Source organism: Enterococcus sp. S53 (assembly GCF_016516865.1).
Taxonomy (GTDB): domain Bacteria; phylum Bacillota; class Bacilli; order Lactobacillales; family Enterococcaceae; genus Enterococcus_D; species Enterococcus_D innesii.
On the sequence record NZ_JACVUH010000001.1, the window covers coordinates 593,665 to 614,622 of the forward strand.

15 protein-coding genes are annotated in these 20,958 nt (G+C 42.8%); 1 reads left to right on the plus strand and 14 read right to left on the minus strand.

Annotated elements, in window-relative coordinates:
- The first annotated feature begins 110 nt into the window (after positions 1–110).
- Positions 111–542 (plus strand): GNAT family N-acetyltransferase, encoded by a 432-nt coding sequence (locus IAE45_RS02895; protein ID WP_200124859.1) that lies wholly within the window; start codon positions 111–113, stop codon positions 540–542.
- Between the two features lie 157 nt (positions 543–699).
- Here IAE45_RS02895 and IAE45_RS02900 read toward each other — a convergent pair whose 3' ends face one another.
- The 14 genes from IAE45_RS02900 to IAE45_RS02965 all read right to left on the minus strand — a co-directional run.
- The gene (locus IAE45_RS02900; RefSeq protein ID WP_200124862.1) at positions 700–2,106 is read right to left on the minus strand and encodes a glycoside hydrolase family 1 protein; all 1,407 of its coding nucleotides are present in this window, start codon (positions 2,104–2,106) and stop codon (positions 700–702) included.
- Positions 2,107–2,119: 13 nt separating this feature from the next.
- Entirely contained in the window at positions 2,120–4,006 is a 1,887-nt protein-coding gene (locus tag IAE45_RS02905; RefSeq protein WP_200124863.1) for a beta-glucoside-specific PTS transporter subunit IIABC, read from the minus strand.
- 95 nt (positions 4,007–4,101) lie between these two features.
- Positions 4,102–4,941 carry a PRD domain-containing protein gene (locus IAE45_RS02910; RefSeq protein ID WP_223272944.1) on the minus strand — a complete coding sequence of 280 codons (840 nt, stop codon included), beginning with the start codon at positions 4,939–4,941 and terminating at the stop codon, positions 4,102–4,104.
- Positions 4,942–5,172: 231 nt separating this feature from the next.
- Complete coding sequence (locus tag IAE45_RS02915; protein ID WP_200124866.1) at positions 5,173–6,483, minus strand: alpha-glucosidase/alpha-galactosidase; 1,311 nt, start codon at positions 6,481–6,483, stop codon at positions 5,173–5,175.
- 19 nt (positions 6,484–6,502) lie between these two features.
- A complete protein-coding gene (locus tag IAE45_RS02920; protein WP_200124868.1) occupies positions 6,503–7,324 on the minus strand; it encodes a carbohydrate ABC transporter permease in 822 nt (273 codons plus the stop codon).
- Between the two features lie 14 nt (positions 7,325–7,338).
- Positions 7,339–8,235, minus strand: coding sequence for a carbohydrate ABC transporter permease (locus IAE45_RS02925; protein WP_200124870.1), 897 nt, complete (start codon positions 8,233–8,235; stop codon positions 7,339–7,341).
- 50 nt (positions 8,236–8,285) lie between these two features.
- A complete protein-coding gene (locus tag IAE45_RS02930) occupies positions 8,286–9,551 on the minus strand; it encodes an ABC transporter substrate-binding protein (RefSeq protein ID WP_140965000.1) in 1,266 nt (421 codons plus the stop codon).
- Positions 9,552–9,687: 136 nt separating this feature from the next.
- Positions 9,688–10,710: a LacI family DNA-binding transcriptional regulator gene (locus IAE45_RS02935; protein WP_200124872.1), complete on the minus strand. Its 1,023-nt coding sequence runs from the start codon at positions 10,708–10,710 to the stop codon at positions 9,688–9,690.
- Positions 10,711–10,929: 219 nt separating this feature from the next.
- Positions 10,930–11,622: a response regulator transcription factor gene (locus IAE45_RS02940; RefSeq protein ID WP_081119330.1), complete on the minus strand. Its 693-nt coding sequence runs from the start codon at positions 11,620–11,622 to the stop codon at positions 10,930–10,932.
- A gap of 11 nt (positions 11,623–11,633) precedes the next feature.
- A complete protein-coding gene (locus tag IAE45_RS02945) occupies positions 11,634–14,234 on the minus strand; it encodes a sensor histidine kinase (protein ID WP_200124874.1) in 2,601 nt (866 codons plus the stop codon).
- Between the two features lie 12 nt (positions 14,235–14,246).
- Complete coding sequence (locus IAE45_RS02950) at positions 14,247–14,783, minus strand: potassium-transporting ATPase subunit C (protein ID WP_200124876.1); 537 nt, start codon at positions 14,781–14,783, stop codon at positions 14,247–14,249.
- A gap of 41 nt (positions 14,784–14,824) precedes the next feature.
- Positions 14,825–16,855: a potassium-transporting ATPase subunit KdpB gene (gene kdpB, locus IAE45_RS02955; RefSeq protein ID WP_200124878.1), complete on the minus strand. Its 2,031-nt coding sequence runs from the start codon at positions 16,853–16,855 to the stop codon at positions 14,825–14,827.
- Between the two features lie 12 nt (positions 16,856–16,867).
- Positions 16,868–18,544, minus strand: a complete 1,677-nt coding sequence (gene kdpA / locus IAE45_RS02960) for a potassium-transporting ATPase subunit KdpA (protein ID WP_200124880.1) — start codon at positions 18,542–18,544, stop codon at positions 16,868–16,870.
- Positions 18,545–18,809: 265 nt separating this feature from the next.
- Positions 18,810–20,958, minus strand: a 2,149-nt coding sequence (locus tag IAE45_RS02965; RefSeq protein WP_200143118.1) for a bacterial Ig-like domain-containing protein, incomplete at its 5' end; no start/stop codon positions are given.

Below are 20,958 nucleotides of genomic sequence, written 5' to 3' on the forward strand. Positions count from 1 at the left end.
TCGTTACTTATCAATAGCTCGTTTCCTGACCGACTGCCTACAAAAGGGCCGCGATTTAAAGCAAACAACAGGTGACCTATGCTATACTGAATAAAAAAACGGAGGTTCTCATGATACAACAAGTGACCCAATTTACCGATTCTGAATTAGAAACCATCGCCCAGATTTGGCTGCAAAGTAATTTGGATGCCCATGACTTTATTTCAGCTGCCCATTGGCAAGATAACTATGACTTTGTGAAAAAAGCCTTTGCCGATGCCCTTATCTACACCTATTCGGTGGATGATCAGCCCGTCGGCTTCATCGGGATGATGGATGATTATATCGCGGGTATTTTCGTTTTGAAAGACTATCGTGCCCACGGCATTGGCAAGCAGCTTTTACAAAAAGCACAAGCAGAACACGAGAAGCTGACTCTGAATGTCTACAAAAAAAATACAGCTGCTATTGCGTTTTATCTCAAAAACGGCTTTACCATCGTTTCTGAACAACTGGATTCTGATACCAATGAAATCGAAAACTCCATGGAGTGGCATCATTGATGCTGCTCTTTTCACCTTCTTTTTCCCCTTTTGATCAATCGTACGACAATAACCGCTGATCGGCTTACCCGTCGAATCAATGGATACAATAAACGACAAAAAGCATTGCCTTCCATTTGCTGGATCGGCAATGCTTTCTTTATTTACTAACGGTATTTCAACCAATGGTTCCCCCATTGGTGACAATCACTTCGCGATACCAATCAAAGGATTTTTTTCGATACCGTTTGAGTGAACCAGTTCCATCATCGTATCGGTCTACATAAATGAACCCATAACGCTTTTTCATCTCTGCGGTCGAAGCACTTACTAAATCAATACACCCCCACATGGTGTAACCCAATACATTGACACCATCATCGATGGCTTTAGCAACGGCTGATAGATGATCATTTAAATAATTGATGCGATAATCATCAACAACGGTTAATTCTCCGTCAATTTCAATTAACTGATCAACAGCACCTAAACCATTTTCAACGATAAAAAGTGGCAACTGATAGAGATGCGAAAAAAGGTTTAAGAGAATACGTAATCCGTCTGGATCAATCTCCCATCCCCACTCCGTTTCATCAAGGTAGGGATTTTTTAGAACGTTTGTCATATTTCCTTTTCCCTGTTGGTACTTTTCAGGCGTAGCAGAAACACATCGGGACATATAATAACTAAACGATATAAAATCAACGGTATTTTTTAATAATTCGAGATCGTCAGGTTCCATCTCAATAGTTGCATTATACCTCTGCCATTCTCTTTTGATCCAATTAGGATAATATCCACGAGCTTGAACATCCATAAAATAGTTTAAGTTTTTATCCGCCTCCAAAACAGCCAATGTGTCTTTCGGGTTTGAAGTCATCGGATAATTATAGATCCCTAACACCATATTCCCTACCTGCATCTGTGGATCAATCTCATGGGCGGTTTTGACTGCTTGAGCACTGGCAACAAGCTCATGATGTGCTATTTGAAAGAGATCTTGCTTAGATAAGCAATCTTTTTCTGTCATCACTCCTGCTCCCATTAAGGGAAAATTCCAAAGCGCATTGATTTCATTGAAAGTTAACCAATATTTCACTTTCCCTTGGTAACGAGTAAACACAGTCCGACAAAAATGATCAAAGTAGTCTACCAATGCCCGATTACGCCAACCATCGTATCTTTTTGTAAGGAAATAAGGTGTTTCATAATGAGAAAGTGTAATTAGCGGTTCGATCCCATGAGATACGCAGCAATCTATCACCTCTTCATAGAACTGCAATCCAGCTTCATTTGGCTTTTCTTCATTGCCATTAGGGAAAATCCGTGTCCAAGCAATCGAGAAACGTAAAACTTGAAAGCCCATCTCGGCGAACATTTGAATATCTTCTCGATAACGATGATAAAAATCGATGCCTTCTAATTTTAAGTTTTGCGGATTTAGCTCAGGATCTAGTGGCCTTGTGACTCCATTTGATAAGAAATCTTGAATGGAAAATCCTTTGCCATCTTCGTTATAGGCACCTTCCGCTTGATTGGCGGCAATCGCACCACCCCATAAAAAAGTTTCTGGAAATTTTGCCATATTTGCCCCCTCTTTATTCAAAAATCGATACTAAAACATCACCCTGTTTGATGGTTCCATCCTCAGAATGGACAATAACATCTGTAAAATCTGCTGTGTTTGTCACTACGATCGGTGTCACTGTTGAATATCCTTGACTAGTAATATATTCTGGATCAAAAGTCACTAGCAAATCGCCTTTTTTAAAGGTATCTCCTACTTTGATTGCTGCAGTATAACCTTTGCCATCAAGTTCGACCGTATCGATTCCAATGTGGATCAACAGCTCAACTCCTTGCTTATTTTTGATCCCAATTGCGTGATTGGTGGGAAAAATCGTCACTACTTCACCATCAAATGGGGCAACTACTTGACCGTTTTTAGGTTGAATAGCCACTGTTCTCCCCATGATCTCATTGGCAAATACACTATCAGGAATTTCATGAGTCGCCAACCGATCCCCTGCCAAAGGACTGCTGATCTCTAAAGGTGTCCGTAATGGTCGAAGTGGTTCAGCAACATGATTCGGATTTAACGTTTGACTTTGTGAAGACACTACTGCTTTTTTCTTTCCTTCTGCATTCACAAAAAACAAAGTAAGTGCAAAGGACATTGCGAATGCAATAACAATACAAATCACTGCGTTAACGATATTTGACAGATCATCCGTTAAATAGACTGGCAACGCCAAAACACCTGCAGTTGCTGATGCATAAGTTCGCATGTTGGTCAAACCTGCCCATAAACCAGCTACTCCTCCAGAGGCTACCACGACCCATAAAGGCGTTTTTAGTTTCATCGTCACCCCATACAAAGCAGGTTCCGTGATTCCAAATAGCGCAGTAGTACTAGCCGAAAAAGCCGTTTGCTTCATCACTTTATCTTTGGTTTTTAATGCTACTGCCAGTGAAGCACCCGACTGAGCAATATTTGATGCCAACATTCCCGGTCCTAATAACGTTCCATAGCCCAATGTGGCATATTGTGCTAGTTGAACAGGCATAAAACTGTAATGCATCCCTGTCATGACGAAAAATGGGGTGAACGCCCCCATCAGGACTGGTAAAACCCAGCGTGCTTGTTCATTGAAGAATTCAAAGACTACTAATAACACATCACCAACTAATGCTCCTAGTGGACCGATAATGATCCAAGCTAACGGAGCCGTAATCAAGAAAACCAATAATGGGACCAGAAAAATCTTCACAGGATTAGGCGATATTTTTTTTGCTAAACGTTCAATGTGCGCCATTGCCCATACAATCAAAATTGGCGGTACAACTGCCGAACCATAGGATACAGCTCTGACAGAAAGACCTGCAAATGAAATAGGTTCACCAGCTGCAACCATAGCAGTAAAAGCTGGGTGAATCAGCATTGCGCCTAAAACCGCTGCATAAAATGGATTTGCTTTAAAGTATTGTGCACTTGTTACAGCTAACATTACTGGAAGAAAATAAAATGCTGAATCGGCTAGTAAACTTAAAAGCTGATACGTTTGAGCTTCAGCATTTAATAATTCAAAGAAAACAAGTAAAGCTAAAACAGCTTTTAACATTCCTGCCCCACAGATTGCCGGAATAATCGGTTGGAAAATTGAGGTGATAGCTCCTAAAACTCGATTGATGACTTTTTCTTCTTTCGGTGACGTTGGTTCTGAAGAATCACTTCCAAAGTTCCCCATTTTGTTGATTTCTTCCGTAACATTTGCCACATCTGTTCCAATAATCACCTGATATTGTCCGCCTTTTAAGGCTGTTCCTTGAACACCTGGCGTTGCTTTAAGATGATCTTCCTTGACTTTTGTATTATCCTTTAATACGAATCGTAACCGTGTCATGCAATTCGTTACAGACTCAATATTTGACGTTCCTCCAATATTTTCAACGATATTCTGTGCAAGCTCTTGATACTTAGTCATTTTTTTCCTCCTTATAAATAAAACAGACCAAATAAAAACTAAGCCCATATTTGGCTCAATCTTTATTTGGTCTTGCCCATTCGGTAACAAAACATTTAATCTAGTTCTCTTGTGGTCACTCGATTGATATGAATGACAAAATATAACAATTCTGAATCTGTAATTTTCACTTTATATTGACCAGCAATATGTTTCTTGATTTTCAAGCCAGTTTGGTAAGCTTTCGGATATAATTGCTTTACATGTTGCAATAAATCAGTTTCATCTTTTACTTCTTTACTTTCTGAAAAAATTCGGCTTACAAAATAGCGTATATGGGTCAAAAATCGGTCATAGTTCATGGACGTCTCATCCAACTTCATCCCATAATCATACTCCACGATCTGAACAATCTCTGCAATCACTTTTGTCGTAAAAATCGTCTCATTTTTAAAGCGAGAGCTTGAGCTAGCGTTTACAAAATGCAAGGCTATAAAGCCAGCTTCATCTTCAATAAAACGAATCTTCTCTGATCGTTCAATAAACTGCAACGATCGCTTTGCTGCTGCAAATTCTCGTGGGTAATATTTTTTGATTTCCCACATTAAGTCATTGGTGATCGCTTCTCCTTTAAGGTTACGCTCAATTGCGTAATTAATATGATCACCAAGAAATAGATAGATGCTGGAATCAAATGTTCGTGCAAGATCCTTTTCTGCTTCTTCAATAATTTTGGCGGTCAGAATCACATGCCGTTCATCCATTCCTGCCATCAGCGACCCAAATTTGTTTTGGGTAAATTCTGCATCTAAGACATATTTTTTATCAATTTTCGTTTGATCAATCACCCCACTGCCTTTTACACCGAAACCAACACCGTTGCCAATCACTACACATTCTGTGCCATTATCCTCCACAAGGACGGCATTGTTATTGTAGATCGTGATTGGTTTCATCTTTTCTCCCCCCTTCAAACAGACAAAAAAACCGACAAAAATATACACTCCGAGCATAAATAAGCTAGTGTATATTTTGTCGGTGTCGCCTTTTCAGTAGCAATCCTAAATCCGATTATAGCTTTGACCAATTTGGTTGTCAACAACTCTTTTGCCATATCTCTTCAAAAAAACCAAAGAAATGTTGGCGCTATCAGTATTCGTAAAGAAAACTGCGCGTCCATTTTTTTATCAGTGATAATCTGGTAAATAATCCCCATGGGCTTCGATCAAATCATCGACTAATTGGGTAATATCTGCCAATGATAACTCTGATGATAAATGAGGATCGAGGTAAGCTGCTTGATAAATCTTGTCTTTCTCAAGGGTCAACGCTGCTTCGACAGTCAATTCTTGCACATTGATGTTGGTTCGGTTCAATGCAGCAAGCTGCGTTGGTAAAGCGCCGACGTAGGTTGGTTGGATGCCGTTCTTATCCACCAAACATGGAACTTCCACACAGACATCCTCTGGTAAATTGGTGATTAAGCCTTTATTCAAAACATTTCCAGCAATAACGGTTGGATTGCCGGTCTTGATGGCATCCATGATGTAAGAGGCGTATTCCCGACTTCTCTTATGGGTCAAATCGCCATTATCGACGATATCCTCCCGCATCGTTTCCCAATCGCGAATCTGATTTTCGCAACGGGTTAAATATTCATCCAACGGAATCCCCAGTTCGTCGATCAATTCTGGGTATTTTGATTTAATGAAATAAGGGTGATACTCGGCATTGTGCTCACTAGATTCTGTAATATAATAGCCAAAACGTTTCATCAATTCAAAGCGGACTGAATCACGGTGGGGATTTTCTTTCTCTTCAGCCAACTGACGGATCGTTGGATAGAAATCTTCCCCATCTTTGGTAATTTCCAATAAAAATGCCATATGATTGATCCCAGCAATTTTCCACTGGAAGTCAGCCAGGTCATATTGTTCTTTGATCCCTAAATGCTCGAATAGTTCTGGAACACATACTTGCACACTATGACAAAGCCCAACCGTTTTGATGAATGTTGCTTTCAATACCCCCATCGTCAGCATTGCCATCGGGTTCGTATAATTCAGCAACCATGCATTTGGACAAACTTCCTCCATTTCTCGAGCAAATTCCAACATGACTGGTAACGTACGCAACGTCCGAAATATTCCGCCAATCCCCATCGTGTCACCTATTGTTTGGCGTAAGCCATATTTCTTCGGTATCTCAAAGTCAATGACGGTGGAAGGTTTGTAGCCACCAACTTGAATGGCGTTTACTACAAAGTCGGCATCTCTTAGTGCTTCTTTGCGGTCATGATAGACCTGAATTTCGGCTCGATTTTGATTGGCATTTTTATTGATCGTCTTTAACATTGCCTCGGATTCACGAAGTCGTTTCTCATCGATGTCGTAAAGGGCGATGTGGGAATCTGATAAGCTCGGGGTCAACATTGCATCTCCTAGAACATTTTTAGCGAAAATAGTACTTCCTGCTCCGATAAAGGTGATTTTTGTCATTTTCTATTGCTCCATTCTTTTATAATTTACCGCCAGTAGTGGCAATTCCTTCAATAAATTTACGTTGAAAAATGATAAAGACAGCAACCATGGGCCAAATCGCTAATAACGATCCTGCCATCAATTGTGGGAAATTGGTCGCATATTGTCCCTGAAGATTGGCTAACCCTGCTGCCAATGGCATTTGTCGAATTGATGTATTGACGATCAGTGGCCACATTAAATCTTTGAAAGCAAAGAGGGTTGTAAAAATACCTAGTGCGATCAACCCGGATTTCGCCAATGGCAGCATGATTTTGAAAAAGATCGTCCATACATTTGCTCCTTCAAGGTGTGCTGCTTCCTCCAGCTCACTTGGTAAGCCTAGAAAAAACTGTCTAAGTAAAAAGGTTCCAAAAGCGCTGACAATACCTGGCAATATCAATGCCGGTACTGAATTTAGAATTCCTAATCTTTGCGCTAATAAATATTGGGGTGTGATAAAGATTGATGCGGGAATCATCATTTGGATAAGGACCAGAGCAAAAAAAAGATCTCGTCCAGGGAAGCGCAAGCGTGCGCAGGCATAGGCTGCCATCGCTGAAAATAAAACGGAACCGATCACACGTCCAATGACCATCAAAAAAGTATTGAGATAAAAGGCACCAAAGGGTAAAAGATTTAAAACTGCCTGATAATTTGACACTTGAAAGGATTCAGGAAACCATGTTGGTGGAATCTGAGTCGATTCAACAAGTGTTTTTCCAGAAGTCAGAATCATCCATACAAAAGGCAATGCCATGATTATTCCGCCACTGATCAAAAGTAGATGGATAAGCCAATTCTTGCTAATTCGCTGCATCAAGAAACCTCCTTTTAGTAGTTGACCCATTTTTTTTGTAACTTCATTTGTAAGGCTGTGATCAGCAAAATAATACATAGAAGAAAGACGACGATTGCTGAACCATACCCTTTATCATTTAAGATAAAGGAATGTTTGTAAAACAAGTATGCTAATGATTGTGTCTTCAGCATTGCTTCACTTGAAGGTGCGATCATCATAAAAATCACATCAAATACTTGAAAGGCATTGATAACCGTTGTGACCACGACAAAGAATAGCGTTGGTGTCACAAGAGGTAAAGTGATTTGAAAAAATTGTTGCCATGAAGAAGCACCATCGATATCGGCTGCCTCATAATAATCTTTGGGAATCTCCTGTAGCCCCGCTAAGAAAAGCACCATGTTATAGCCAATAGCACTCCATATTCCGACAATAATGACGGAATAAATCGCAACATTCGGATCGCTAAGCCATGCTGGACCCGTTAGACCAACTTTTGATAAAAGCTCGTTGACTAATCCATAATCATCATTGAACATCCAACGCCAGATCATGGCGACTGCAGAAGGGGCTGCAACTACAGGTAGAAAATAAATCGTTCGATAAATCGACACGCCTTTGATTTTCTTATTCATTAGGACCGCGACTAAAAGTGATAACACTATGATTGATGGAATTGATATCACTGCATAGATCAAGGTATTGATCAAGGATTGCAACACCTCTCGATCCGTCAAAAGTTTCTGATAGTTGGCTAAGCCGATCCACTCGGTGTTACCAAAACCAATTGTTCGTTGAAAACTTAGAATGATTGTTTGGATCGCTGGCCAAATATTCAATAAAATCAATCCGACTGCTGTTGGGAGAATAAATAAGTATCCCCAGAAAAGGTGGTCTTTCTGGTAATTTCCAAGCATACGATTTTTCATAGAGGTCTCCTTTTGTTTAGGTGAGTTGATTAGCTAATTTTCCGTTTTAATCAATTACTTTCAGCTAAAATTGCATCAACTTCTTCCGCAATCTGTGCAGTCCCTTCCTCGACACTTAATTCTCCAGAAAATACCCGGTTCATAATTTCTGTCTCTATTTTTTCCGCATTCAAGCCATTTTTGTTATAAGGACGAGGCACGCCATACTCTAGCATTTCTGCAAAAACACTTAAATTGAAAGTATCCGCAGAACTTGCCCAAACTTCCTCAAATCCTTTTAGCGCTGGGATCGATGCCCCTGTTTCTGCTTGAATTTGGTTGGCTTCTTCACTTGCCAAGAATGCTAATAATTTTTTTGTTTCTTCAGGATGCTTGGTATTGACACTAGCTGCCCAACCTAAACCATTTGTGATCGTCGCATTTTCTTTTCCTTTAGGTAAAACGGCAACATTCGCATGTTCAGCCAAGTATTCATTCTTTAAAAAACCTGGTGTTTGCCAGTTGCCCTCCACGATCATCGCCAATCTTCCTGCTTGAAAACGACCAACTTTATTCGTATCTTGCAATTCTTTCGCTGAAGGTGATGACTGATCATTTAGATAAAAATCAATATAATACCTTAATGCATCTTGTACTTCTTCGCTATTCATTCCCGATTTCGTATTCTCATCAATAAAGACTTCTCCACCATTTTGATAAATAAATGGCCAATAGCCTCCCTCTGTTGAATTATCCGCAGCAAATCCATAAATACCTGCTTCTTCATCTGTTAACTGAACAGCTGCTTCCTTCAATGTATCCCATGTCCACGTTGCGTCTGGATATGCAATTCCTGCTTGATCAAAGAGCTCTTTGTTGTACCACAATCCAATAACGGAGGCATCTTTAGGAATCGCGTAAAGTTCTTCTTCATACGTATAAGACTCTGCGATTCCTTCGGTGAAGTTTGTCATGTCAATGTTATTTTCTGCAATCAATTCATTTAGCCCCATCAGCATCGATTGAGACATATATTTGTATGATTCAGTTGAATGCATCGTGACAATATCAGGCATATTTCCTCCAGTAGTAGCAGCTTCAAGCTTCACCCAATATTGATCCCATGGGGTGGTTTCCATTTCGACTTTAATATCTGGGTTTTGTTCTTCAAAAGCATCAAGCATTTTTCGCAGCCCCGGTGCTTGTTCAGTATCCCAACTCGCATAACTTAACGTGACTTGACCACCACTATCACCGTTGCCATTACCACAAGCTCCTAAAACCAAAGTTCCTAAAAGACTCAAACTAACAAGTGTTACTCTCTTGAAACAATTCATCTTTCATTCCTCCTCTAGTTCTGATTCATGTATCCGCTTTCTTTTCACAAAACAAATATACTGTTTACTAATCAGTTTGTCAATACATTTTAACTAAAATAAAAAGGTAAACACTTCGCAGTGTTTACCTTGAATATTAATCTCTTTCTTTTTCACTTTCTCTGACGATCATCTTACTGGCCACCATGATTTTAACAGGTACTTGACGAATGCCTTTGATCCGCTCTTCTACCATCCGTAAAGCAATTTTTCCCAGTTCTTCCATATCGATGGCAACGGTACTTAAAGAAGGGGTCAAAAATTCTGCAACTTCGATATTATTGAAACTGACTACTGAAATATCTTCTGGTATCCGATACCCACGTTTTTGCAAGGAGCGATATGTACCAACTGCAATCGAATCATTTGCGACCATAATAGCTGAGGGAAGGCTCTCTTTGCATTGTTCAAGCAATTGCTCAGTGGCTTTGATACCGTCTAATGTGTTCCATCCTTCTAGGTAGACATTGATGTATTCTTCCAATCCTTTTTCTTTCATCCAATACACATAGGTGTTCATCCGCATATCATCTGGCGATTGATGTTTCTCACTGGATGCATCCAAACGTACCCGATATCCCCCAATAAAAGCGATATTTCGATGCCCTTTTTTATACAAACGCTCTAAGTGCTCGGTTGCTGCTATAGAGAAATCCGTATATACCGCATCCCATTCTGAAGACAAAGATGGATCATCGATCACGACGATATGAGGATTGACTGCTGCGATCTTTGCTAAAAAAGTTGGCAAGACTTGACCAATGACAAGGACGCCCTGATACTCTTTCAGCTCCTCAATGGCAACGGGGCGTTCAGACATATAATACGTTTTTTTTATGCGAAACTTATTTTGCTCTGCTTGTGCTTGAATGCCACGACGAATCGCCCGAAAATAGGGATCTTCTAATTCAGCTTCTTCCGAAACAGTGGATACCACTGCAATATTCATTGCCTTTTTCACAGGTACTTTCTTCTTACAATAGTGAAAATATTCCACGGCTTCGTTGATCTTATTTTTTGTTTCTTGCGTGACAGATAACGTAGGATCTTCATTGAGCACCCTCGATACAGTTGCGATCGATACACCCGCTCGTTTTGCGACGTCTCTAATTCCTGCCATAATACTCTCCTTTTTTACTTTATACTATGATATAAACACAAAATGATCAGAATGAAAAGAAATTTTAGTTAACAACCAACCTACTTGTTTACCCACAGTTTCAAATCATCTATGGAGAAGCAATCAGTTCAACGTCTCTTCGCAATTAACAAAAAATAGAAACGTGCAGCGCCCCAAGAGCCGCTGCACGTTTTTCCTCCTTATTTCCTATGACGCCCGCTATTCTGCTGGATACTCCCGCAAGCGATACCCGACACCGATTTCAGTGATCAAATATTCTGGCTGCAGCGTATTGGTTTCGATTTTCTTGCGAATATTTGAAATATTGACTCGCAAGGTTTGTGCATCCGCTGCAAAAGGTCCCCAGACCTCGCTGGTCAGGGTATCGTAAGTGACGACTTTGCCTAAATTCTTGAACATTACTGCCATGATGCGGTATTCATTTTTGGTCAAATGGATCTCATTTTGATTCTTGTACAGGATTTTTTTCTCAAAATCGATCGTTAACTCCTTATTTACGAGAATCGGGCTGCTGCTAAAGGCAGCTGACTCTTTGTGCCGTAATGCCGTGCGGATACGGGCAAATAACTCATTGGTACTGAAGGGCTTTGTTACATAATCATCGGCACCGAGGTCTAACGCTTGCACTTTGTCTCGTTCATCTTTGCGGGCAGAGATCACGATGATCGGTGTGTTCATGCGCTTACGAATGATTTTCAACAGCTCCATACCATCAATGTCCGGTAAGCCCAGATCCAGCAAGATGAAGTCGATGGTTTCTTCCTGCAAGAGCATCAATGCCTCCATGCCCGTGCCGACTGACGTAAAGTTGTAATGCTCTCTTTGCAAGACGACCTCCATAAAATCAACAATATTCGAATCATCTTCAATCAATAAAAAATGTCGCTGCATGTTCTCCCTCCTTACTGCTTTAAATAAATACGAAAGATCGTACTGCCGGTTTTCGTTTCGATTGCTAATTTGCCTTCATGGGCATGGATGATGGTTTTCACGATACTCAGTCCGATACCTAATCCATTTTTTGAATCCACCGGCACTTCGGTGTCATTGGTTAAATTCGCTTGGATTTTTTGGTATTGTCCTAAGGGGATCTCCCCTTGGTTTTCGATTTCAATGACCACATCCTGCTCTTGAGAAACTCGCAAGAATATCGGTGTATCGGCGGTTCCATGGCGAACCCCATTTTCAATCAAATTAAACAAGGCTTGTTCGATCAAGATTGGATCGACTTTGACAAAAATCAGCTGATCGGGCATCTTCACGATGATTTTTTGTTGCGGATAGACTTTTTTCAGGTGCGTCAAAACCGCTTCGATAATTTCTTCGATCGGTTCTTCACTACGCTTGACCGCCATATTAGTCAAATTGATGCGGGTCACCGACAGTAAGTTTTCGACCATACGGATCAACCACTGGGATTCACTTTGGATATCCCCTAGCAGTTTTTGTTTCGTTTCCATTTTGATCACGCCTTCGGTTTCGCTCAATGTTTCGGCTATGCCAGAAATCGTCGTCAGTGGCGTCCGCAAGTCATGAGAAACCGCACGCAGTAGGTTGCTGCGGACTTTTTCCCGTTCGTTTTCCAATTGGATCTGTTCTTTCTCACTCGCCAGTGAGACTTGCTCCAACACGGTCGCGATTTGGGTGATCACAAGGCGCAGATAATTCAACTGACTATTGGCCAACTGATGCTCCTCGTTGCGTTCTACCCCAAGGGCGCCTAGTGGTTTGCCGTTTAAAACGATCGGCAAGTAAAATCCATTGGCACCAATCAGCGTATCTGTACCGCGACCGGCTTCTTTTTGATTTTTCACGACCCAAAAAGCGACGGCTTTCTCATCCTTGCCAGTCAGTTGAGACAGTGTTTCTCTTGATGAATGCAGACTTCTTAAATGACCTTCTCTGTCATATAACGCCACTTCTCGCTGGAGTAAGCGTGCCAAATAGGTGGTCGTACTTTCATAGATTTCTTGCTCATTCCGTGTTTCCATGTATTGTTTGTTCAGTTCATACAATATCTCCATTTGATGCTCTTTTTCCTTAGCATTTTCTGCTTGGGTCTTCAATCGAACCATCAAGTTACTGATCATTAAGGCAACGATCAGCATGATCACTAATGTGATTGGATAGCCTGCTTTATAGACCGTCAAGGAATACAAGGGTTCGACAAAGAACCAGTTGTAAGAAAGGACACTAATGATCGATGCCATGGCACTCCATAGATAGCCACTCGTGTAACGGGCCACTAAGAGAACAAAAAAGATGTAAACCAGCATCAAATTCTGATCGCCGAAATGTAAGTACTGCATGCCTTCTGTCACTAAGGTGGCGAGCATAATCAGCCCAAAGGTCAAGGTGAAATCTCGACCGCCGCCTTCAAATAGTTGCGAAAACGTCAGCCGTGGTCGCTGCATTTTTTCTTTAAAAGGAATCAAATGGATCTCAATCTCATCAAGGCGGCGAATCAAGCGGTCTTCTAAATCCTCGACAAACAATTTTTGGAACCACTTTTGAGAAACCTTTTTTCCCATGATAATGTCACTGGCACCCGTCATTTTGGCATACTCAACGATGGTTTCAAAACTGTCATCCGCTTCGATGTTGATGACTTCTGCACCCAAACGTTCTGCCAACGGCACTTCGGTAGGTGTATCATCTAAAGATCGAACTTGGATGACCGTCCATTCGGCCCCCACTCCTTGGGCTAAGCGAGCGGTCCAACGAATGCATTTTTCTGCCATTTTCGGTAAGCGATCATCAATGATGGTCAAAAGCTTGCTTTGAACTCGTTTTCGACCGCCGTTCATTTGATTGATATGATTGGAAGCTTTTTGGATCGCTAATCCCCGCAGGTGATCAAGTTTTTCTGGTGTAAAAAAGTTTTTTAGCGCTCGTTTGGCATTTTCGTCGGCATAGATTTTGCCTTGTTCCAATCGATCGATCAGTTCGTCTGGTTCAACATCCACTACCCGTAAGCTGGCGTGCTGGAAAAAGGTGTCGGGGACTGTTTCTCTGACTTCCACTTCCGTGACCTTTTCCACGATATCATTGAGACTTTCTATATGTTGGACATTGATGGTCGTGTAGACGGTGATTCCTGCATTCAATAATTCATCGACATCTTGGTAACGTTTTTTGTTTCGGGCACCAATGGGATTGGTATGTGCCAACTCATCGATCAAGACGATATCTGGTTTTAGTTGGATCAGTCGATCGATATCTGGCTCATAAAGAGTCAATTGCTTGTGCTGGTATTGCTTTAATGGTACTTGTGGTAACCCTTCAAGCAATCGATTGGTATCGGGACGTTTGTGGGGTTCGATATAGCCGATCACCACATTTTTGCCCATGAGCAAACACTCATGGGCTTCGGTTAACATCGTATAGGTTTTTCCGACACCGGCAGCAAAACCGAAAAACACCCGTAGTTTGCCACGTTTAGGTCCAAAGCCTGCTTGCAGCAGCATCTCTTCTGGGATCGTCTGCTGGTTGTTTTCACTCATAGATGCTTCCCCCTATTCCTCGGGTAATTGATCGAGCTGCTGATTCAAGGTCATGATATTGACGTATTCTCTCGTGGAGAACAGATCAGCTACTTTATTCCTGTTTATTATATCATGAATTATTTGTTCATCGATGCCTCTTGTGTCAGCGATCCGTGGCAGTTGAAAAAGTGCCGCTTCGACACTGATATCAGGATCGACGCCACTACCCGAAGCGGTCACGAGATCGATCGGCACACTGGTTTGGGTTGGGTTTTCTGCCAGCAACGTCGCTGTCCGCTCAGCTACAGTCTTTTTTTGGGTCGTATCATAGGGCGACAATTGTGAAACGGTTTGATCACGCCCTTGGAAGTAACCTGCTTGGTCAAAGGGTTGCGCAATTAGCTCAGATCCTTTGACCGCTCCGTCTTCCACGATTTGACTGCCGTTGGCTTGATGGGCAAAAAGGACTTGTCCGACACCAGTGACCAACAATGTATAGAGACCGCCAAATAGCACGGTACTAACTAGTAAAAATTTGATACTGGCAAAGAGGGTGTTCTTCATCATGTTTTCCTCCTAAATGACTCCTTGACTCTGATGGATTTTTCTTATAGCAGAACAGCTGATAAAAGCAAATCTACTAGCTTGATGCAAATGAATGGTGCGATGATGCCGCCTAGGCCGTAGACGACCAGATTGTGCCGCAGCATTTGGCTGGCTGGTTTTTCTTGGTATTTGACCCCTTTTAACGCCAAAGGGATCAAGGCGATGATCACGACTGCATTGTAGATGACTGCAGACAAAATCGCAGTTAAGGGACTACCAAGATTCATGATATTCAGCGCTGCGAGTTCTGGATAAATCGCATAAAACAGAACAGGGATCACTGCGAAGTATTTGGCGATATCATTTGCGATACTAAAGGTCGTCAATGCCCCACGGGTCATCAGCAGCTGTTTACCAATTTGGACTACTTGCAGTAATTTGGTAGGGCTGGAATCAAGGTCGATCATATTGCCCGCTTCTTTGGCTGCTTGCGTACCAGTGTTCATCGCCATTGCCACATCGGCTTGGGCGAGTGCGGGTGCATCGTTGGTTCCATCCCCTGTCATCGCCACCAAGTGCCCTTTTTCCTGATATTCGCGAATCAGGTTCATTTTGTTTTCTGGTGTTGCTTCGGCTAAGAAATCATCGACGCCCGCTTCGGCGGCAATAGCAGCTGCCGTCAAGGGATTGTCCCCAGTGATCATGATCGTCTTGATGCCCATTTTTCGCATGTCGGCAAATTTTTCTTTGACGCCGTTTTTCACGATGTCTTTTAAATAAACGACTCCAAGTACCTGGCCATTTTTTACTACGACCAATGGGGTTCCACCAGCCTTAGCGACTTTTTCTACGATCTCGTCACACGCAGTGGGATAGGTCTGCCCTTTTGCCGTCACATATTGCTTGATCGTATCCGCAGCTCCTTTACGGATCTTATCGCCACGATAGTCGATCCCAGACATCCGTGTTTTGGCACTAAAATCGATCCAATGGACATCGGCTTGCTGAAATTCCCGTTCACGAATATTGAAGGCTTCTTTGGCTAAAATCACGATACTGCGTCCTTCCGCCGTTTCATCGGCAAAGGATGCCAACTGCGCTGCATCTGCCAACTCTTTGGCGGTGACCCCTGGTACTGGCAAGAACTCACTGGCACGGCGGTTCCCCAGAGTAATGGTTCCTGTTTTATCCAGCAGCAAAACATCCACATCTCCTGCTGCTTCAATCGCGCGTCCACTCATGGCGATGACGTTTTCTTTGGTCAAACGACTCATTCCAGCGATCCCAATCGAGGAAATCAAGGCGCCGATCGTGGTCGGTGCAAGACAAATCAGTAACGCGATCACGATCACACTGGAAATCGCCGTTCCCCGACCAGATAACTGACTGCTAAAATCGGTAAAAGGAATCAATGTGATGGAAACTGCCAAGAAGATAATGGTCAGTGTCACTAAGAACAGCTGCAAGCCAATCTCATTGGGTGTTTTTTTCCGCTGTGTCCCTTCCACCATCGCAATCATCTTATCCAAAAAAGAATGACCATTTTCAGCGGTCACTTTGATGACCAAGTAATCGGAAACGACTAACGTTCCTCCCGTGACTGCACTGCGGTCGCCGCCAGACTCACGAATGACAGGGGCTGATTCTCCTGTGATGGCACTTTCGTCCACCGAAGCAGCACCTTCCACGACATCCCCATCGGCAGGAATTTGTTCGCCAGAAGGAACGTAAACCAAGTCGCCTTTTTTTAAATCGGAGGATCGGACTTCGATAAAAGCCTCCTTGGCGACATCTTCCAGGGACATGACTTTGTAGGTCATGATTTCTTTTTTTGCTTGCTTCAAACTATCCGCTTGTGCTTTGCCGCGCCCTTCTGCCACTGCTTCGGCAAAATTGGCAAACAACAAGGTCAACCATAAGAAGACGGTCACACTGATGCTAAACCACAACGGGACCGTTTGTTCTTGAAAACATAAAATTGTTGTCAAGATCGCCCCTAAGTAAACCACAAACATTACGGGGTTTTTGATTTGTTGGCGAGGATCCAATTTCTTAAAGGATTCGCCGATCGCCCATTGATAGATTTTTTTCATTTTTTCTCTCTCCTATTTCGTTGTAAAAAAGTCTGCGATTGGTCCTAAAGCCATCGCTGGTAAAAAGCTCAGTGCACCGATCACGATGATCACAATGATCAGCATCGTGACAAAGACTGGACTCGTGGTTGACAAGGTTCCTTCATTACGAACGGTTTTCTTTTTGGCCCCCATGTTTTCTGCCAGATACAAGATGGCTGCGATGGGAACGAAACGTGAAACGAACATCAAGATACTACCCAAACTATTTAGGAAAACAGTATCTGCGGTCAAGCCGCCAAAGGCACTCCCGTTGTTGTTGCTGAAGGAAGTTGCTGCATACAACAGTTCGCTAAAGCCATGGGCGCCTTGATTGGTTAGCCAGCTCATGATGTCAGGATGCAAGGTCATCAACATAGCCCCGAAAAGCGTCAGTAGCAATGGCGTCAAAATAACGATGCTCGTCATTTTAATGTCAAAGGCTTCGATTTTTTTGCCGATATATTCTGGTGTTCGTCCGACGAGTAAACCAGCGATAAAGACCGTCAATAATAGAAAAGCGATCATGCCATAAAGTCCGCTTCCGACACCACCAAAGATGATTTCCCCCAGCTGCATCAAGAACATCGGAATCGCACCCCCGAGTGGTGTGAAACTATCCAGCATGGCATTGACTGATCCACTGGAAGCAGCGGTGGTACTCACTGCCCAGAGACTCGACCAACCGACACCGAAACGTACTTCTTTGCCTTCTAGATTGGCATTCCCAAGCACTTGACTGAATTGCGGTCCATAAGCTTCACTGATCACTACGCCAATAAAAGCTAGGATCAAAAAGACGGTTGCGGTGATCAAGATCGTACGTCCTTGTTTCCATTCTTTGATCCAAAAGCCAAAGGCAAAAATCAAAGCAGCTGGCAGCAACAAGATCGCTAAGTTTTCTAAAAAATTACTGAACATCGTTGGGTTTTCAAATGGATGGGCGGCGTTGGCGCCAAAGAACCCGCCGCCGTTGGTCCCTAATTGCTTGATGGCGATTTGACTCGCTACTGGTCCGAGCGCCATCCAAAAGGATTCCCCCTCAAATCCATTGACTTCCACGCCGCTGCTCAACGTTTGGACGACGCCTTGAGACAGGAGCAAGATCGCTAAAATCAATGAAAGTGGCAAAAGGATATAGAGCAAGGAACGGGTGATGTCTTGCCAAAAATTCCCTACCGTACGTTTTTGTTTTTGCTGCAGCCCACGAATCAAGGCACACAATACGGCTAGTCCTACTGCCGCTGACAAGAAATTTTGCACCGTTAATCCTAATGCTTGGGAAAGATTGGTCAGTGCTTCTTCCCCAGCGTAAGCTTGCCAGTTCGTGTTCGTCACAAAACTGACGGCTGTGTTCAATGCTAAGTCAAAGGACATGTTCTCAACGGCGGCCCCTTGCGGTAACCAATGCTGGACCATCAATAATCCAGTCAATCCGATGATGGATAAGACACTGACGGCCAAGACGGACAATAGATAGGTTTTGGCGGTCATTTCTTTTTTGCTGACCGAACCAATCACTCGATAGGTCAACCGTTCAATGGGTTGAATAAAGCGGACAAACCGCGGTGTTTTTCCTTGCATGATTTCTTTGATATACCAGCCCAAAGGAACCGCGGCTGCTAGTAAGATCAGTAAAAATAAAAAGCCTTGCACAAAATAGCTACTCATCGTTCTCCCCCCTCAAACAAGTACCAAAAGAGATAGATCATTACGATCACTCCGATTATTCCTAAAACAAGATTCATATTCTTCACTCCTTCATGACGTAAGCATACGCAAAAAGAAATAAAAATAGTGTAAATCTTCTGCTAGCATCTTTATATCTTCTTTATACGGCTGCTTATCGGACAAGAAAACCGCAATACAGCAGGTATTTTAAAAAACAAAAACAGCGGATATCGTGAAGGATATCCGCTGTTAGAGTCATTGAGACTTATTTTGTTTTTCTACTTTTGTTCGTGTGTTTCTTACGAAAGAAGACGATCCCCGCTAGAGCAACGAGGCTCACTCCTACAATCGAATAGCCTTGGGTGATGGCTGTACCAGTCTTTGGTAGCACCCGTTTGTCCTTTGCGGTCGCTTTGGTTTGTTTGTCAGTCTGCCCTTCATCCGTTGGTTTTTCTTGACCTTTGTCAGAATCATCTTTCGTAGGCTGCTGATCGTCCTCCTCTGGTTCTTCTGCTTTTTCAACGACTTTGATCGTCGCTGTGGCGGTGACTGCTTCTTGTGAGCGAGTACCAAATAAACGTGCGAAAAAGTTAGGAGTTGCTGCTTCATCAGTGACGATTGAATAAGTGACTTGATAGGTGCCCGTTTTCTTCGTATCCACCGAACCGTCCACCAGCAGTTGCTCCAATGCGAGTGACTTACCGTCACGATCTGTAGCGGAGACAAAATTGTCGGCTGCTGTCCAGTTATCACCGACATAAATCACGCTATCTTTCACAGTCACAGACGTTTGATCTGCCAACACGGTGATCGTGGCAATTGCTTCAGCTTTGCCATTTCGATAAATGACTTGGTATTTTCCAGGCACATCAGTATTGACTGTACCGCTAATCAATACTTGATCATAATCGACTGCTTGTCCGCTTTTATCTGTTGCCGAGACAAAATTATCGACGGCTTGCCACTTCTCTCCTTCATAGATTGTACTATCTTTTGCTACGACCGTTTCTTCGTGAGCATCCACAGTGATTGTCGCTGTGGCGCTGACTTTTCCATTCGTATAAGTGACATCGTATGTGCCTTCTTGATTGGTATCGACGGTACCAGTAACGATTACTCCTGATAACTCAACCGTTGCTCCCGTTTTGTCTGTGGCTGAGACAAAGTTGTCGGCAGCTTGCCAGTCATCGCCGACATACAGAGTACTGTCTTTGGCTTTGACACTCGTTTGATCAGCTAACACGGTGATCGTCGCTTTCGCTTCAGCTTTGCCATTGCGATAAATTACTTCATATTTCCCTGGTGTGGCGCTATCGACTGTGCCTACTGTTGTGATATCAGTCAGTTTTACTGCGTTGCCGTCTTTATCTGTTGCCGATACAAAATTGTCGGCGGCTTGCCAGTCATCGCCTTCATAAATCGTACTATCTTTAGCAACCACCGTTTCTTGGTTGGCAACGACTGTAATCGTCGCCGTTGCTTTGACATTTCCATTTTGGTAAACCACTGGATACTCGCCTGCTTTGGAGGTATCGACTGATCCACTAACCGTTACTCCTGAAAATGGTAGGTTCGCTCCCGTTTTGTCTGTGGCTGAGACAAAGTTGTCGGCAGCTTCCCAATCGTCGCCGACATACAGAGTACTGTCTTTGGCTTTGACACTTGTTTGATCAGCTAACACGGTGATCGTGGCAGTCGCTTCGGCTTTGCCATTGCGATAAACCACTTCATATTTCCCTGCTTTAGAAGTGTCAACTGTGCCATCAACGGTTACTTCTGTTAGCGGCAATGCCTTGCCGTCTTTGTCTGTTGCGGAAAGAAAATTATCCGCGGCTACCCATGAGTCACCTACATACAACGTACTATCTTTAGCTGCCACCGTTTCTTGGTTCGCAACAACCGTAATCGTAGCAATAGCTTCTGTTTTACCATTGCTATAAGTAACTTTGTACTGACCTTCTTTGCTCGTATCAACTGATCCACTAACAGTCACTCTTGAAAATGGTAGGTTTGCTCCTGTTTTATCCGTTGCCGAAACAAAGTTGTCGATTGCTTGCCACTCGTCACCAACATATAAGTTACTGTCTTTGGCTTTGACACTCGTTTGATCAGCTAACACGGTGATCATGGCTTTCGCTTCAGCTTTGCCATTGCGATAAATCACTTCATATTTCCCTGGTGTGGCGCTGTCAACTGTCCCTACTGTTGTGATATCAGCCAGTTTTACTGCGTTGCCGTCTTTATCTGTTGCCGACACAAAGTTGTCGGCGGCTTGCCAGTCATCGCCTTCATAAATCGTACTGTCTTTAGCAACTACCGTTTCTTGGTTGGTAACAACCGTAATCGTCGCCGTTGCTTTTACTTTCCCGTTTTGATAAACCACTGGATATTGACCTTCTTTGGAAGTATCAACT

Bases quoted from the DNA above. Each gene is read 5' to 3' on its own strand.
- IAE45_RS02925 (WP_200124870.1), bottom strand. From the start codon at position 8,235: ATGAAAAATCGTATGCTTGGAAATTACCAGAAAGACCACCTTTTCTGG.
- IAE45_RS02910 (WP_223272944.1), bottom strand. From the start codon at position 4,941: ATGAAACCAATCACGATCTACAATAACAATGCCGTCCTTGTGGAGGAT.
- IAE45_RS02930 (WP_140965000.1), bottom strand. From the start codon at position 9,551: ATGAATTGTTTCAAGAGAGTAACACTTGTTAGTTTGAGTCTTTTAGGA.
- IAE45_RS02935 (WP_200124872.1), bottom strand. From the start codon at position 10,710: ATGGCAGGAATTAGAGACGTCGCAAAACGAGCGGGTGTATCGATCGCA.
- IAE45_RS02905 (WP_200124863.1), bottom strand. From the start codon at position 4,006: ATGACTAAGTATCAAGAGCTTGCACAGAATATCGTTGAAAATATTGGA.
- IAE45_RS02945 (WP_200124874.1), bottom strand. From the start codon at position 14,234: ATGAGTGAAAACAACCAGCAGACGATCCCAGAAGAGATGCTGCTGCAA.
- IAE45_RS02940 (WP_081119330.1), bottom strand. From the start codon at position 11,622: ATGCAGCGACATTTTTTATTGATTGAAGATGATTCGAATATTGTTGAT.
- IAE45_RS02950 (WP_200124876.1), bottom strand. From the start codon at position 14,783: ATGATGAAGAACACCCTCTTTGCCAGTATCAAATTTTTACTAGTTAGT.
- kdpB (WP_200124878.1), bottom strand. From the start codon at position 16,855: ATGAAAAAAATCTATCAATGGGCGATCGGCGAATCCTTTAAGAAATTG.
- IAE45_RS02920 (WP_200124868.1), bottom strand. From the start codon at position 7,324: ATGCAGCGAATTAGCAAGAATTGGCTTATCCATCTACTTTTGATCAGT.
- IAE45_RS02895 (WP_200124859.1), top strand. From the start codon at position 111: ATGATACAACAAGTGACCCAATTTACCGATTCTGAATTAGAAACCATC.
- kdpA (WP_200124880.1), bottom strand. From the start codon at position 18,544: ATGAGTAGCTATTTTGTGCAAGGCTTTTTATTTTTACTGATCTTACTA.
- IAE45_RS02900 (WP_200124862.1), bottom strand. From the start codon at position 2,106: ATGGCAAAATTTCCAGAAACTTTTTTATGGGGTGGTGCGATTGCCGCC.
- IAE45_RS02915 (WP_200124866.1), bottom strand. From the start codon at position 6,483: ATGACAAAAATCACCTTTATCGGAGCAGGAAGTACTATTTTCGCTAAA.